Annotated in this window: 17 protein-coding genes; 13 read left to right on the top strand and 4 right to left on the bottom strand. The window is 72.1% G+C overall.

Translation table 11 applies throughout. The features are described from left to right. Both AB0M99_RS36460 and AB0M99_RS36455 read left to right on the top strand, forming a co-directional pair. Positions 1-393, top strand: a 393-nt coding sequence (locus AB0M99_RS36460; protein ID WP_365928352.1) for a DUF4162 domain-containing protein, incomplete at its 5' end; no start/stop codon positions are given. After that, complete coding sequence (locus AB0M99_RS36455; RefSeq protein WP_365928350.1) at positions 390-1,175, top strand: ABC transporter permease; 786 nt, start codon at positions 390-392, stop codon at positions 1,173-1,175. The genes AB0M99_RS36460 and AB0M99_RS36455, both read left to right, overlap by 4 nt. Before the next feature lie 97 nt (positions 1,176-1,272). On the opposite strand, the gene AB0M99_RS36450 is transcribed toward AB0M99_RS36455, so the two are convergent. Next, complete coding sequence (locus tag AB0M99_RS36450; RefSeq protein ID WP_365928348.1) at positions 1,273-1,728, bottom strand: hypothetical protein; 456 nt, start codon at positions 1,726-1,728, stop codon at positions 1,273-1,275. 287 nt (positions 1,729-2,015) lie between these two features. On the opposite strand from AB0M99_RS36450, the gene AB0M99_RS36445 reads away from it, so the two are divergent. The 8 genes from AB0M99_RS36445 to AB0M99_RS36410 all read left to right on the top strand — a co-directional run bounded on the left by AB0M99_RS36445 (position 2,016) and on the right by AB0M99_RS36410 (position 9,363). Beyond that, complete coding sequence (locus tag AB0M99_RS36445) at positions 2,016-2,159, top strand: hypothetical protein (protein ID WP_159046065.1); 144 nt, start codon at positions 2,016-2,018, stop codon at positions 2,157-2,159. A gap of 305 nt (positions 2,160-2,464) precedes the next feature. Further along, a complete protein-coding gene (locus AB0M99_RS36440; protein WP_365928346.1) occupies positions 2,465-2,974 on the top strand; it encodes a hypothetical protein in 510 nt (169 codons plus the stop codon). A gap of 31 nt (positions 2,975-3,005) precedes the next feature. Further along, the gene (locus AB0M99_RS36435; RefSeq protein WP_365928344.1) at positions 3,006-3,773 is read left to right on the top strand and encodes a hypothetical protein; all 768 of its coding nucleotides are present in this window, start codon (positions 3,006-3,008) and stop codon (positions 3,771-3,773) included. A gap of 59 nt (positions 3,774-3,832) precedes the next feature. Continuing rightward, positions 3,833-5,527, top strand: coding sequence for an MFS transporter (locus AB0M99_RS36430; RefSeq protein ID WP_365928342.1), 1,695 nt, complete (start codon positions 3,833-3,835; stop codon positions 5,525-5,527). Continuing rightward, a complete protein-coding gene (locus AB0M99_RS36425) occupies positions 5,524-6,657 on the top strand; it encodes an insulinase family protein (RefSeq protein WP_365928340.1) in 1,134 nt (377 codons plus the stop codon). The genes AB0M99_RS36430 and AB0M99_RS36425 overlap by 4 nt, the downstream gene beginning before the upstream one ends. After that, a complete protein-coding gene (locus tag AB0M99_RS36420; RefSeq protein ID WP_365928338.1) occupies positions 6,654-7,811 on the top strand; it encodes a hypothetical protein in 1,158 nt (385 codons plus the stop codon). The genes AB0M99_RS36425 and AB0M99_RS36420 overlap by 4 nt, the downstream gene beginning before the upstream one ends. A 148-nt stretch (positions 7,812-7,959) precedes the next feature. Next, on the top strand, positions 7,960-8,109 hold the full coding sequence (locus AB0M99_RS36415) for a hypothetical protein (RefSeq protein ID WP_365928336.1): 150 nt from the start codon (positions 7,960-7,962) through the stop codon (positions 8,107-8,109). Between the two features lie 57 nt (positions 8,110-8,166). Continuing rightward, entirely contained in the window at positions 8,167-9,363 is a 1,197-nt protein-coding gene (locus tag AB0M99_RS36410; RefSeq protein ID WP_365928334.1) for a cupin domain-containing protein, read from the top strand. Here the strand turns inward: AB0M99_RS36410 and AB0M99_RS36405 are convergent. Further along, entirely contained in the window at positions 9,345-9,752 is a 408-nt protein-coding gene (locus tag AB0M99_RS36405) for a hypothetical protein (RefSeq protein ID WP_365928332.1), read from the bottom strand. The two genes, AB0M99_RS36410 and AB0M99_RS36405, sit on opposite strands and share 19 nt — an antisense overlap. A gap of 95 nt (positions 9,753-9,847) precedes the next feature. After that, on the bottom strand, positions 9,848-10,846 hold the full coding sequence (locus AB0M99_RS36400) for a helix-turn-helix transcriptional regulator (RefSeq protein WP_365928330.1): 999 nt from the start codon (positions 10,844-10,846) through the stop codon (positions 9,848-9,850). Positions 10,847-11,030: 184 nt separating this feature from the next. On the opposite strand from AB0M99_RS36400, the gene AB0M99_RS36395 reads away from it, so the two are divergent. The 3 genes from AB0M99_RS36395 to AB0M99_RS36385 all read left to right on the top strand — a co-directional run bounded on the left by AB0M99_RS36395 (position 11,031) and on the right by AB0M99_RS36385 (position 12,322). Further along, positions 11,031-11,198, top strand: a complete 168-nt coding sequence (locus tag AB0M99_RS36395) for a hypothetical protein (RefSeq protein ID WP_365928328.1) — start codon at positions 11,031-11,033, stop codon at positions 11,196-11,198. A gap of 50 nt (positions 11,199-11,248) precedes the next feature. Then, a complete protein-coding gene (locus AB0M99_RS36390) occupies positions 11,249-11,473 on the top strand; it encodes a LuxR C-terminal-related transcriptional regulator (RefSeq protein ID WP_365928326.1) in 225 nt (74 codons plus the stop codon). Between the two features lie 183 nt (positions 11,474-11,656). Continuing rightward, on the top strand, positions 11,657-12,322 hold the full coding sequence (locus AB0M99_RS36385) for a DUF4097 family beta strand repeat-containing protein (protein ID WP_365928324.1): 666 nt from the start codon (positions 11,657-11,659) through the stop codon (positions 12,320-12,322). A 42-nt stretch (positions 12,323-12,364) separates the two neighbouring features. Here the strand turns inward: AB0M99_RS36385 and AB0M99_RS36380 are convergent, their stop codons facing one another. After that, on the bottom strand, positions 12,365-13,144 hold the full coding sequence (locus AB0M99_RS36380) for a barstar family protein (RefSeq protein WP_365928322.1): 780 nt from the start codon (positions 13,142-13,144) through the stop codon (positions 12,365-12,367). Between the last annotated feature and the right edge of the window lie 154 nt (positions 13,145-13,298).

The following is a 13,298-nucleotide window of genomic DNA, read 5'->3' as shown; positions in this document are numbered from 1 at the left end:
GTCTTCCTCACCACCCAGTACCTGGAGGAGGCGGACCAACTCGCCGACCGCATCGCCGTCCTCAACGACGGCAAGATCGCCGCCGAAGGCACCGCCGAGCAGCTCAAGCGCCTGATCCCCGGCGGCCACGTCCGGCTCCGCTTCTCCGACCCCTCCGCCTACCGCTCCGCCGCCTCCGCCCTCCGCGAGACCACCCGGGACGAGGACTCCCTCACCCTCCAGCTCCCCAGCGACGGCAGCCAGCGCGACCTGCGCGCCATCCTCGACCGGCTGGACTCCGCAGGCATCGAGGCCGACGAGCTGACCGTGCACACCCCCGACCTCGACGACGTGTTCTTCGCCCTCACCGGCGCCACCGACGTTCCCAACCAGCCCAAGGAGTCTGTCCGATGAGCACCTTCTCCCTCGCCGTACGCGACTCCTCCACGATGCTGCGCCGCAACCTCCTGCACGCGCGCCGCTACCCGTCCCTCACCCTCAACCTGCTGCTCACGCCGATCATGCTGCTCCTGCTCTTCGTCTACATCTTCGGCGACGTGATGAGCGCGGGCATGGGCGGCGCCGACCGATCCGAGTACATCGCCTACGTCGTCCCGGGCATCCTGCTGATGACCATCGGCAGCACCGTCATCGGGGCCGCGGTGTCCGTCTCCACCGACATGTCCGAGGGCATCATCGCCCGCTTCCGCACCATGGCCATCCACCGCAGCTCGGTCCTCATCGGACACGTCGTCGGCAGCGTCCTCCAGGTGCTCGCCAGCCTGGTCCTCGTCGGCGCCGTCGCCGCCGCCATCGGCTTCCGCTCCACGGGCGCCACCGCCCTGGAATGGCTCGCGGCGTTCGGACTGCTCGCACTCTTCGCCCTGGCCCTCACCTGGATCGCCGTCGGCATGGGCATGGCCAGCCCGAACGCAGAGGCGGCCAGCAACAGCGCCATGCCGCTGATCCTCCTGCCGCTCATCTCCAGCGCGTTCACCCCGATCGACGCGATGCCGGGCTGGTTCCAGCCCATCGCCGAGTACCAGCCCTTCACCCCCGCCATCGAAACCCTGCGCGGCCTCCTCCTCGGCACCGAGATCGGCCACAACGGCTGGCTCGCGGTCGCCTGGTGCCTGGCCCTCAGCGCCCTCGGCTACTTCTGGGCGACCTCGAAGTTCAACGCCGACCCGAAGTAACCGGCATGACAGCGCGGGCAACCCCCCGCACCCCCGTTCCGCCCAGGGCGGCGTACCCGGCACGGGCCGGAGTGCGCCGCCCCGTCCGTTCACCCGCTCAGGTCTGGCACTGCCTCGTGCCCGCGGTGGACCAGCCGCTCCAGACACCCCCGTCGGCCCGGGCGTGCACACGGATCTCGACCTTCACGGGCCCGCACACCCGGGTCGAACTCCCCACCTCGACCGGCCCGATGGACTCGCCGGCCTTCAGGTAGGTGCGCCCGCTGCCCAGCTTCACCCAGTCACCACCGGTGACGACACGGAAGAACGCCTCGTACGAGACGTTCAGCGCCCTGGGTCCCGTATTGCGCGCCTTGATGTGCGCCGTGATCTCCCGAGTGATGACCTTGCCCAGAGATCCCCGCTCGGCACTGATGCACCCGTTGACGGCCACCCGGCCCGTCGACACGCCTCCGCCGCAGGCCACCGCCGCGGCGTGAGCGTCGGCCGGGACCGTCAGCATGGTCAGCGCGGTCAGTGCGACCGCGCCCAGGACCGTTCCGATACGCCTCAAGTACAACGTTCCACACCCTTCTTCGAGCCCGTTTCCCCTGAACAGACCACGGCCCGCCGCACGGCACGACACCCCGTCGGGTTTTTCGCCCGAACGGGTGCGCCCCGCGGCAAACGGGCTCCCGGACCGGGCCCCGCCCCGGGTAACGCCTTCCCGGGACCAGGAATGGGGTAACGAAATGAAGTGACTTTCCCGGGATCTCCCCGTGCGAGAACCTATTTCTCGTGAGCGGCGGACGGAAAGGAAAACAACCGGCCGCCGAAACCGAAAAGGAATGGGGATACACCATGAGCAACATCTCTGACAACGAGCTCGTCCGCGTCGACACCATCGTCGAGGACCTGCGCGCCCTGGACGCCACCGAGACCGGCCAGGAGGCGCTGTCGATGACCCAGGCGCTCGCCAGCCCGGGTGAGCACGGCGAGTTCTGATCCAGGTCAGCCTCGTGCCGGGGTCAGCGTCTCGCTGACCCCGGCACGGCCGTCTCACCACCCGGGAGGGGTTGTACGTCATGGGGCTGAGCAGCGTGGAGCACCCGTTGCTCGCGCGGTACGCAGAAGTCCGTTCCGAAGTGTCCGCCAAATACGGACCTGATTCCCAGGCCGTTGTATTCCTCCTCTACGAGGAATTGCTGTCCCTGCGGGCAGTCCTCGTGAAAGACCGTTCGGATACGGACGTCGCACGGCGGGTCCGCGATCTGGGAGAGGAGATCCAACGGCGATACGACATCGGTGGAATGGTGGACAGGGGCCGCCACCACCGGCTGATCCACGACCGTCCGGTGCTCATCGAGTACGACCGGGCGGTTTTCGACCGTCTGTACGGCAGCCTCCGGGAGACCTGCGCCATCCGGCCGGTGCACGTCACGAGCCCCGAGGTCGCGTTCGGGCAGCTCCAGGCGGGCCCCACCCACATCTACGTGGTGGACGACGCCTACCGCCTGCTGGTGTGGCCCGAGCCGTTCACGCTGGCCGAGATGGTGTTCGGCCGGACCCCCGACCGCCGCGTGGACGGCATGCGGGTGGTGCACCCGATGCTCGTCCCCGAGCGCCTGAGGGTACGGGCGGCCGGCGAACTCTCCGTCCTGGGCGGGCCGCAGGACTGCATGGTCATCGCCAACATGAAATCGGGCCACTTCAGACCCCCGCCCCCGTGCGCGGACGTCCTGCGCGACGTGCTCCGCGGTGTCCTCCCCCTCACCGACGAGGACATCGACATCTTCACGGTCCCACAGCCGCGGCCATGAACCCACACCTCACACCCTAGGAGCGGAACCCATGCCCGACACGCCCCCGGCGCCGGGAGAGGCCCCAACCCCCCGAACCGTCCCGGGCCGGACGGTCTCCGTCGGGGTCGAACACGAATGCAAGTGGGACCTGGACCTCGCCGAGTACGACGGGATCCAGGACCCCGCCCGGTTCTTCGAGGGAAGCATCCTCACCACGGCGCTGGAAGCCCTGCGCCCACCGCTGACCTTCGTCTCCTCCACCATCTACGTGGACGACGCGAACCGCTCCCTGATCCGCGCCGGCCACACCCTCGGAGTCGTCGTCAACGTCGGCAGCGCATCGGACGTGTGCTGGATGACCCTCAAACAGGCCGTACGCCGGCACGCCTGGCGCGACGGCCTGGAGCTGGCCGAACGCCTGACTCCGGCCGAGGTGCCCGAGGCCCTCGACGACCCGCGGCGGCTGCCCGTCGGGCACGTGCGCGACTGCCGGCTCGCCGAGGGGCCGCTCGCCCCGGTCGCCGTCGCCAGCCAGCGGCGGGTCAAGTGCCTGGGCCGTGACCGGCACGGCACCGAGGTCGCCTACAGCCTGGACCTGGTCACCTTCCGCGCCCCGGCCGACGGCTGCCCGCCGGTCGGCACCTACGCGTGCGTGGAGGTGGAGGTCAACTCGTCCGCCCCGCGCGCGCTGCGGCTGCTGGAGGAGCTCGCCGACGGGACGGACGCCTGGCTGGGCCGGGCCCGCACCGGCCGTACCAAAGCCCAGCACGCCCTGGCCGCACTCGAAGCCGACCGGGCCCCGGGACGTGCGGCATGACGGGAAAACCGACGACACAACAAGGGCCACAACAAGAGGAACGCACACCACTGGGCACGGTGTTCTGGACCCTGTGGGCCGGCCGGAGCCTGTCGACCGCGGGCGGGTACCTGCAGTTCCTCGCCCTGCCCCTGTGGGTGCAGCAGACCACGGGATCCTCGCTGGCCGGCGTGCTGGCCTTCGTCGTGTTCCACCTGCCCAAGGTAGTGGTGTCACCCTTCGCGGGACTGATCGCCGACCGGTTCGACCGGCGCGGGGTGGCCGTCGCCACGGACCTTGCCTCGGCACTGGTCACGGTCGCCATGGCCGTCGCCGCCGCCGGCCGGCACGTGGTGGCCGTCGTGGTGCTGCTCGGCGTGCTCCAGGTCCTGGCGGCGGTCCGGGTCCCGGCCCTGTCGAGCATCCTGCCGGACGCCATCCCCCCGGGCCGCCTCATGGCTGCCAACTCCCTGCTCGACGCCGCCACCGGGGCCGCGATGACGCTCGGTCCCCTGCTGGGTGCGGCCCTGCTGAGCGGCTGGGGCATCGAGTGGGTGCTGCTGCTCAACGGCCTGACATTCGCCGTGGCCGCCCTGTGCCTGCTCCCGCTGCCCTCGTCAGCGGCCTCCGACCGCACCGCGCAGACCGGCCTCGCGGCGATGGCCGACGGCCTGCGGGCCCTGTGGGGCGACCGGGTCGTGCGCTACGCCGTCGCCGCGGAGTGCGCCATGTACCTGTGCGTGGGAGCGGCCACCGAGGAACTGGCCATCTGGCTCGGGCAGGTCCAGGCGGAAACGGCCGAGCGGATGATCGGTGCGTTCGGCGTCGGCTCCGGCCTGGGATGGCTCGCGGTCACCGTAGTCCTGGGCCGCGCACGGGAGTCCGTGGCCCCGACCCGGATGGTCTGGTGGAGCGCCCTCGCGGCCGCCCCCGTCAGCGCGGCGGCCGTCCTCCTGCTGAGCGGAGCGACCGGCGTGGTCCTGGCCGCGCTCGCCGGACTGCTGATCAGCGTGCACCAGTTCCTCTACGGCATAGGCCCGGTGATGCTGTGCCAGCAGCGCGCCGCGCCCAGCCACCGCGGCCGCGTCCTGGCGTTCCGCCGCACGGCCACGACACTGAGCCAGCTCCTCTCACTGGCCGCCGGCGCCCTGCTGGCCGGCCACTTCGACCTCGGATCCGTCATCATCGCCTCGGGCCTCCTGGCCACAGCCACCACCCTCCCCCTGGCCCAAAAAGCCAAGCAAACCCAACCCCCCACCCCACCACCCGGTCACCCCGCACCTCAGCCACCCCCACCCCAGCACCCCGCGCCTTTGTCACCCGCATCCCCGCAGTCCACGCCTCTGCCCCCTGCGCCCCCGGTCCTGCCTCTGCCGCCCGCGTCCTCGCAGTCCGCGCCTCAGCCCTCTGCGCCCCCGGCCCTGCCTCTGCCAGGTGTGTCCCCGCAGGGCGCGCCTCAGTCGCCCCCGCCCCGGCAGGCGGCGCTCCTGCCGCCCGCACCCGCGCAGGTTGCACTCCTGCCGGGCGCGTTTCCGCAGTCCGCGCTTCTGCCCCCTACTCCCTCGGCCCTGCCTCTGCCAGGTGTGTCCCCGCAGGGCGCGCCCTCGCGGTCCGCGCCCCTGCCGGGCGCGCCCCCGCAAGCTGCGCCCCTGCAAGCTGCGCCCCCGCAGATCACGCCCGCGCAGGCCCCGCGCCAGCCGGGCGCGACCCCGGCGGCCGAGCCCCCGCAGATCACGCCCCCGGCGGCCCCGACGCCCCCGGTGGTCACGCGATGACCGCCCGCCGCCCCGGCCACGCCCTCATCGTCGACCTGCCGCGCGGACACGAGGACGACGCCCCGCACCTGCGCGGCCTGGCCGCCCTGACGGCCCGCGTGCTGGCCGACCCCGCCCGCCCCGGAGCGGCCCGTCTCGCGGCGGAACGCGGCTGGCGGACCCGGCACCAACTCGACGCGGACTGCTCCTCCTTCGCCTTCTGGTCGGCGGACGCCGACACCGCCGAGGCCGCCACCGCACTCACCACCCACGCCGGCCGCTGGTCCGCGCAGGACACGGACCGCCTGGAGCGGGCCAAGGCCGCGCAACGCGCCCTCGCCGCCCAACGCGCCGGCCAGATCCTGACCCGCCTCAACCAGGCCTCCCACCGGGCCGCCTGGGGCTGGGCACCCCCCTCCCCGCTCGGCGACCCCGAGACCATCGCCAACCTCACCCCGGACGTGGTCCGCGACGAACTGGCCCGCCTGACCCGCGGCGCCCGCACCCACACCCCCGCCGCACAGCCCGCCACCGCGCCCCCGGTCCCCGACCGACCCCACACCACCCCCGACGAGAGAACCTGGCAGGGCGGCCTCGCCCACGCGCCGACCACCGCGGAATCCGCACGCCTCTCCGTACGCCTGCCCTGCGAGTCCACCCGCCCCGGCACCCTGGAGGTGCTGGTGGAACTCCTCGGCTCCGGCCCGGAGGGCCGCCTGCACCGGGCCCTGCGCACCGAGCGGGCCCTCGCCTACGGCTTCTCCGCCGGGCACTGGTCCCAGGACAGCACCAACAGCGTCGCCGCGACCGCCTTCGTCCGCGCCCCCGACGCGGCGGACACCTCCCGGATCCTGCTGCGCACCGTACGGGCCCTGCTCGACGACCCGCTGGTCCCGCAGGAGGAGTTCGAAGCCGCCCGGCACCGCTGCCTGGCCCGCCTCCTCGCCTCCCTGGACGACCCCTTCGCCGAAGCCGACGAGGCCCGCCGCGCGGCCCGGGGCCAACGGCCGGTCGCCGACCTGGTGGCGGCCGTACGCGAACTGCCCTCGCTGGAGGGCCTGCGCGCGGCCCCCGGCCGCCCGGCCGTGGCGGTCGTCGGACCGGAGCCCTGCGGCCCCGCCGTGGAAGAAGCCCTGAGGAGGAACCTGTGACCGAGACCAGCCCCGCCCCGGAACACGGGACGCCCCCCGCCACCGAAATAGAGTTGGCCGGCCTACGCCTCCGGCTCGTCCCCGTCCCCTGGGCCCGCTCCGTCGGCGGCTGCCTCGCCGTGGCCTGCGGGTCCCGCGACGACCCGCCCACCGCCGCGTCCACCGCGCACCTGGCCGAGCACGTACGGGCCCTCAGCGGCGCCGGACACGTACGCCGGAGCGTGCCGGTCTTCGCGCAGACCGACATCGCCCGCACCCTCTTCCGGGCCACCGCCGCACCCGAGGCCGCCGCAGACCTGGCGGCCCGGCTCGTCGACGTCCTGGGCGACGCCTCCGTCGACGAAGCGACCCTGGAATCCGAGCGGACGGCCGTGGAACTGGAAACCGCGAGGATGGACTCCAGCGCCCTGCTGCGCGCCGGAGGCCTCTTCGCCGCGGCCGCCGCCGACGAACCCGGCATGGACTCCATCGCCCGCACCCGGCGCGAGGACGTCGCCGCCGTGACCCACCGACAGGTGGCCGCGCTCACCGCCTGGGGCTACCGCGCCGACCGCGCCGTCCTGGCCGTCGCCGGACCCCCCGAGGCGCTGAGAGCCGTACCCGACGCGGTCGCGGCCCGCCTCGCCCGCCACCCCCACCCGGCAGCCGCGGCCAGACCAACCGCGGCCAGACCAACCGCAGCCGCCGCCACCCCGCGGCTCCGCCTGCCCGCCCTCGACGGCCTGCTCGCCGTCACCCTCACGCGCCCCCGCCAGGCAGCCGACCTCCACGCCCGCGCCGTACTCGGCGACCGGGGCCCGCTGGTGGCAGCGGGCCTGCGCGAGGGGGTGCCGCTGCTGGGCAGGACCACCGTGGAGAACGCGGAACAGGCCGTGGACGTCCTGTGCTGGAAGCCGGCCGGCAACAACCGGCAACTGGCCGAACACCTGCCCGCCGCCTGCACCGCCCAGGAAGCCGACGACACCGTACGGGAACTGGCGGCCCGCCAGGCCCGCCACGAGCACGCCTTCACCACCCACACACCCATGGCACAGGCCCTGGCCGCCGCCCTCGACGACCCCGCCGCCCCCAGGCGGATCACCGGCCGCCTGCGGCTGGCCGTATGGCGCGTGACCGACGGGATCCCCGTCCCCGTCCCCGTCCCCGCCGGCTGAGCGCCGTCCCGGCGACACGGTCCTCCACTCCTGGTAACGCGTTGTCGGGGCTTTCGGCCGCGACGTTCCCACAGGAGGCTGGACGCGACTCTTCGCCCCCAACCGCCCCTGCCCCCGCCCCTGCCCCAGCCCACGAAGGAGCCGACCGATGCATGAGACCACCGCGACCGAACTGAAGCGGGTCGACTCGCTCGTCGAGACCCTGCGCGCCCTCGACGCCACCGAAGGGGGCCAGGAAGCACTCGCCATGGCCCAGGCGCTCACCAGCCCCATCGACCTGGACCCCGACCTCGCCTGAACCGGGCGCACCCACCCAGCCCAACCACCCAACCCACCCCTCCCGAAAGGCAAGGCCATGGTTCTCCGGTTCGTCCAGGAGCTGGCGGACGCGCTGGCCCACCCCCAGCAGCGGACCCTCGGCTCGCGGTTCACCCGGGCCGAGCTCCCCGGCTGGAGCGAACGCCTCCTGACACCCACCGGGCTGCTCGACCTGCTCACGTACCGGACGCTGTCACGGCCCGGCCAGGTCCTGTGCCTGCGCAAGGGCGTGTTCCTCCCGCCCCGGGACTACATGACGGCCCGCACCACACGCGGCGACGAGCACGAGATGGTCGACACCCACCGCCTCGGCCTCCTCCTCCAGGAGGGCTGCCAGATCGTCGTCGGAGGCCTGGAGAAGATCGACCCCCGCTTCGACGTGGCCTGCCGGGCCCTGCAGTGGCTGACGGGAGCGAAGGTGTACGCCACGGCCTTCCTGGCCACCGGCGACACCGGCGGCTTCAACCTCCACGTCGACACCTCCGACTCGGTCGTCCTCCAACTCGCCGGCACCAAGAGCTGGGAGGTCCGCGGCGAGACGCTGAAGGACCCGCTGAACGAGGTCCGCCGCACCGCCGCCCCCAGCGAGGAGGTCCTGTGGCGCGGCTCCCTGGAGGCCGGCGACCTCATGTGCGTCCCGCGCGGCTACTGGCACACCGCCACGCGGGGCGACCAGAACCCCGGCGGCTACTCCCTGCACGTCACCTTCGGGATCGTGGAACGCACCGGAATGGACTGGCTTCGGGCCCTGACCGAGCGGGCCTGCCACGTCGGGCTCTTCCGCCGGGACATCTCCGGGTCCACCGATCCGGACGACTTCGTCCGTACGCTCACCGCGCTCGCCGAGCAGTACCCGCCGGCCGCGTTCGCACGCTCCGGGGCGATGTTCCTCGACCGCGGCGGCCTCGGCCTGCGCGAGAACCAGCGGGTGGTCACCCGGGGAGTGTTCGGACCCGCGAAGACGGTGGCCTGCCTGACCGAGTTCCCGCCCCGCATGGCGGACGCCGCCGACGGCGAAACGGTCACGGTGACCGTCCCGGGCCACACCCTCGCCTTCCCGGCGCAGGCGCGCCCGGCCCTGGAGGCCCTGCTCTCGGGCCACCCCGTCGACATCGCCGAGCTGGCCACCCGTACGGCCGCCGACGTCTCCGCGTACGCCGGGCAACTCCTCGACGCAGGCCTCTGCGTCGAGGTCACCGACGCCCTCGCCGCCGCCTACACCGCCCTGGACTGAACCGCGGCGATCGTCAGGCACAGCAGCCGGGCCGAGCCGGTCCGCTCGACCCGGACCGTGTACCCGCGCGGTACGAACAGCGCCTCGCCCGTACGCAACCGCAAGGCCTCCGGCGCGGCGCCCGGACGGCAGGGCGCGCTGAGGTGCCAGCCGCTGCCTCCCGCCTGCTGGAGCACCAACAGGTCCTCGGGGCACGGCGACACCAAGGAGTCGGGGCCGGCGACGGCCACCGCACGGTCCAGCAGCAGCGCCAGCCGGGCGGCGAGCCCACCCGGGTCGCCGCCCCAGCCGTCGGGGGCGGCGTGGTCGGGCCACAGGATGCCGGGGCCCTGCTCGCTGTGGGCGCGTACGAAGACAGCGAGCTCCCGGAGCTGCAGGTCAGGCCGCATGTACTTCCCCCTCGTGTCGCACACTGCTCGCGACTCCCGCGAGGACGGCACCAGCCTCGCGTAGCAGCCGCACGGGGGAAAGTCACAGCTTTGCGCTACTCCAACAGCCCGCTGCGGACCGCGGCGGCCCCGGCCTGGAAGCGGCTCTCCGCGCCCAACTGCTCCAGGATGTCCGCGATGTGACGGCGCGTGGTCCGCAGGGACATGCCCAGACGCCGGGCGACCGACTCGTCCTTGAGCCCCGCAGCCAGTAACTGCAGGATCGTGCGGTCGAGTTCGCCCGCCACCTTGGCGAACCCCTCGTCACCGGCGTTGGCGAAGGGCGTGGCCGTCTCCCACGTCTGCTCGAACAGGCCGCACAGGTAGGCGACGGTGTTGGGCTCGCGGACCACCACCGCGCCCCAGGCCCCGTCGGTGGTCGGCAGGAAGGCCGTCTCGCGGTCGAAGATGATGACGCGGCCGAACAGCTCGTGACTGGTCCGGTACTGGCCGCCCAGGGCGGAGGCGGCGGCCACGTACACCTGGCTGGCGCCGTGGAACCGCGCCGTGTGGTGGTACAGGGTCCGCATCCTGACGCCCCGTTCCAGCAGGGGCCGGTCGCGCGCCAGGGCCTCCTCCATGGGCTCGCGCTTACGGGCCCCGCCGCCAGGCTGGCTCGACAGCACCTCCTCCCGGCACTGCGCGGACATGCGGTTGAGCAGGGTGCGGACCTCGTCCAGTGTGGAGAGGACCTCCAGCTCGCCCGTGTCGCGCGTGCCCCGGTGGTGGTAGACGGGGGCGAAGCGCGCGGCCCGCATCTGGATCCCGGCGATCTGCAACTGCTGCTCCCGGATCCGCGCCTCCAGCGAGGCGATGCGCGCTCCCGTGGCGGCCTCCGGGGCCACCGCGTGCTCCCGGGAGGGGTCACCGGGCACGCGCTGGATCAGTCCGGCCTCCCGCAGCCGCTCCGCGGCGGCGTCCAGCTCGGACCGGCTCAGGCCCAGCTCCACCGCCGCTCTGGCGGCATCGACGCTCTGGTGCTGCAAGGCCCAGTCGTACAGCGCGAGTTCGGCCTCCAGAGCACCGCTCTCGTCGCCGCTTTCATCCGCCTCCATGCCGCTAAAGGCCACTTTGCACCCCCGACTCCAAACTGCCATGCAACTTGGTGAGGTGCATGATCCGTTGCCCGCGCCCCGGATGACCCGGCAGGCTCCCACCAGTAGCTGAATACCAGATGACCTGCAAAGACCGCATCCTCCAGCCCACTCCGGAGTTCCCGTGAAGCGTTTCCTGCTGATCATGACGACCGCTGTCCTGCTCGCGTTCCCGGCCGTGCCGCTCGCCACCTCGACCGGATCCGAAGCCACCTCGACCGCCGCCCTCGCGGGCGACATCACCGAGCAGCCGGACTTGGACTGCGGTCTGCGGGACTGCCAGAACCCCACCGACACCTCCTGGGGCGCCTGACCGGCCCGCGCCCGCGACACCCACCCCGTACCAGCACACCAGGAGGCAGCATGAAGGACACCGAACCCACCCTGACCGGACGCGAGCGCCAAGTGCTCGTCCTCCTCAGCACGGGCGACACCGTCTCCTCCATCGCCCGCCAGCTCTGCCTGAGCCCCCACACCGTCGACACGTACCTCCGCCGCCTGCGCACGAAAACGCGCACCTCCAACCGCACCCAGCTGACGGTCTTCGCGATCCAGCACGGATACGCGGCGACAGCCGCCCAGCAGTAGCGTTCACTCCCACTCTATTGCAACGCGTAACCGCCAACGTTGCATTAACCCTCACCCTCACCGCAACGGTTTCCAACCTCTGACCTGCGCAAACCCGCAAGCAATGCAACGAACAAGTTGCCTAACTCCCAAACGCAACGTAGCTTTTCCTTCATCGCGAACAACGAGTCGAAGGAAGAGACAATGCAGAAGTTCGACACCACCGCCCCCATCGCCGCCGTCCTGGACATCCCCGCCGGACGCATCCGCTTCATCGCCGCCGACCGCGCCGACACCACCGTCGAGGTCCTGCCCGCCGACCCCTCGAACGCCCGGGACACGAAGGCGGCGGAGCAGACGACGGTCGAGTACGTCGACGGCGTCCTGCGTATCGGCGCCGCTCCGGCGAAGAACAAGTTCCTCGGCAACTCCGGCTCGGTGGAAGTGACCGTCCAGCTGCCGGCCGACTCCCGCATCGAGGCGAAGGCGGCCGCCGCTGAACTCCGCGGCGTCGGCCGCCTCGGAGACGTGACCTTCGAGGTCGCACAAGGCACGGTCAAGCTCGACGAGGCCGCGAGCGCCCGCCTGACCCTCGCCGCGGGCAACGTCTCGATCGGCCGCCTGGCCGGCCCCGCCGAGATCACCACCCAGAAGGGCGACCTCGCCATCACGGAGGCGATCCGCGGCACGCTCAAGCTGCGCACGGAGTACGGCCAGATCTCCGTGGCCGCCGCCCGCGGAACCTCCGCCACCCTCGACGCCGGCACCGCCTACGGCCGCATCCACAACGCCCTGACGAACACCGAGACCCCCACCCTGAACATCCACGCCACCACCGCCTACGGCGACATCACCGCCCGCACCCTCTGACGCCGACACCGAGCAGACCGCCAAGAAGCGACAGCCCTGACCTCAGCCGACGGGAGTTCCTGGCTCAGGGCCTGGTTGAGCACTGCGCAGTCCGGCTGGCTCGCGGTGCAGGTGCTCAGAGCGGGACTGGAAGATGTCCAGGGCCTCGTGGATCGAGCAGCCGAGGTGGTCTCGGAACAGCTTGATGCCCTTGATGGTCATGCCGCTGAGGATCTCCTCGTCCGCGAAGGAGAGCGGTCCGGCCGTCCAGGGGGCGGACGCGGGATCGCCACCGGGCCAGTCGATGTCGGTCAGTGTGGCGAGCAGGCGGCCCTCCGAGAGTGACACCGCCACGTCCATGCCGCGGGCTGCCTTCTCCGTGAAGGCAGCGGGTGCGGTGTGGTCCAGGAGGAAGACGAAGTGCTGGGCGATGCGCTGCCGCCACTCATCCAGCTCGCCATCGCCGTCCAGGCGCAGGTTGGAGTTCCAGGCTGCCTGGGCAAGAACCGATACGAACCGCCCGAGGAAGTCCGATTTCAGCAGGTCGTCCGCGTGCTCGATCAGAATCGCGAGGTCCTGGTTCCCGTGCCCGGGACCGTGCCAGTCGTGGAGGCAGTCCACAAGGGCGTCCCAGTCGTGGCCGAAGTAGCCGAGGAACGACAGCTCCTGGGCGAAAATCCGGAAGACGGACGCAGGATCCCGCATCTCCCGGCCGTCCAGCCGCAGGACCAGACCGTCCCGCTGCACGAGCGCGGCCGTTTCCGACGCCAGCCACGGGTCGGCAGGGGAGGTGAACACGACCCACGGGGAGCGATGCTGCGTCAGAGTGGGCTCGATCATCATGTGCGAGATCCTTGCACGGCACTTGCTCAGAGCCCGAGTGATGCGCGTCGTGTGATGTGCACTGAGCAGTGTGCATCGTGAAAACTGCACGTCAGGTGGGCTGGTGTGCAGGGGGTTAGGGGTACTCGGGCTGGTCGCTGGCAGGTGTCCATGG

Origin of the sequence: Streptomyces sp. NPDC051183 (assembly GCF_040682455.1) — a bacterium.
Lineage (GTDB): Bacteria > Actinomycetota > Actinomycetes > Streptomycetales > Streptomycetaceae > Streptomyces.
Note: the sequence above shows the minus strand (reverse complement) of the source record. Positions and strands in the feature narration are given on the sequence as shown.

Coding starts and splice junctions, on each gene's coding strand:
- AB0M99_RS36455 (WP_365928350.1), top strand. CDS start 390: ATGAGCACCTTCTCCCTCGCCGTACGCGACTCCTCCACGATGCTGCGC.
- AB0M99_RS36445 (WP_159046065.1), top strand. CDS start 2,016: ATGAGCAACATCTCTGACAACGAGCTCGTCCGCGTCGACACCATCGTC.
- AB0M99_RS36440 (WP_365928346.1), top strand. CDS start 2,465: ATGGTGGACAGGGGCCGCCACCACCGGCTGATCCACGACCGTCCGGTG.
- AB0M99_RS36435 (WP_365928344.1), top strand. CDS start 3,006: ATGCCCGACACGCCCCCGGCGCCGGGAGAGGCCCCAACCCCCCGAACC.
- AB0M99_RS36425 (WP_365928340.1), top strand. CDS start 5,524: ATGACCGCCCGCCGCCCCGGCCACGCCCTCATCGTCGACCTGCCGCGC.
- AB0M99_RS36415 (WP_365928336.1), top strand. CDS start 7,960: ATGCATGAGACCACCGCGACCGAACTGAAGCGGGTCGACTCGCTCGTC.
- AB0M99_RS36410 (WP_365928334.1), top strand. CDS start 8,167: ATGGTTCTCCGGTTCGTCCAGGAGCTGGCGGACGCGCTGGCCCACCCC.
- AB0M99_RS36405 (WP_365928332.1), bottom strand. CDS start 9,752: ATGCGGCCTGACCTGCAGCTCCGGGAGCTCGCTGTCTTCGTACGCGCC.
- AB0M99_RS36400 (WP_365928330.1), bottom strand. CDS start 10,846: ATGGAGGCGGATGAAAGCGGCGACGAGAGCGGTGCTCTGGAGGCCGAA.
- AB0M99_RS36395 (WP_365928328.1), top strand. CDS start 11,031: ATGACGACCGCTGTCCTGCTCGCGTTCCCGGCCGTGCCGCTCGCCACC.
- AB0M99_RS36390 (WP_365928326.1), top strand. CDS start 11,249: ATGAAGGACACCGAACCCACCCTGACCGGACGCGAGCGCCAAGTGCTC.
- AB0M99_RS36385 (WP_365928324.1), top strand. CDS start 11,657: ATGCAGAAGTTCGACACCACCGCCCCCATCGCCGCCGTCCTGGACATC.
- AB0M99_RS36380 (WP_365928322.1), bottom strand. CDS start 13,144: ATGATGATCGAGCCCACTCTGACGCAGCATCGCTCCCCGTGGGTCGTG.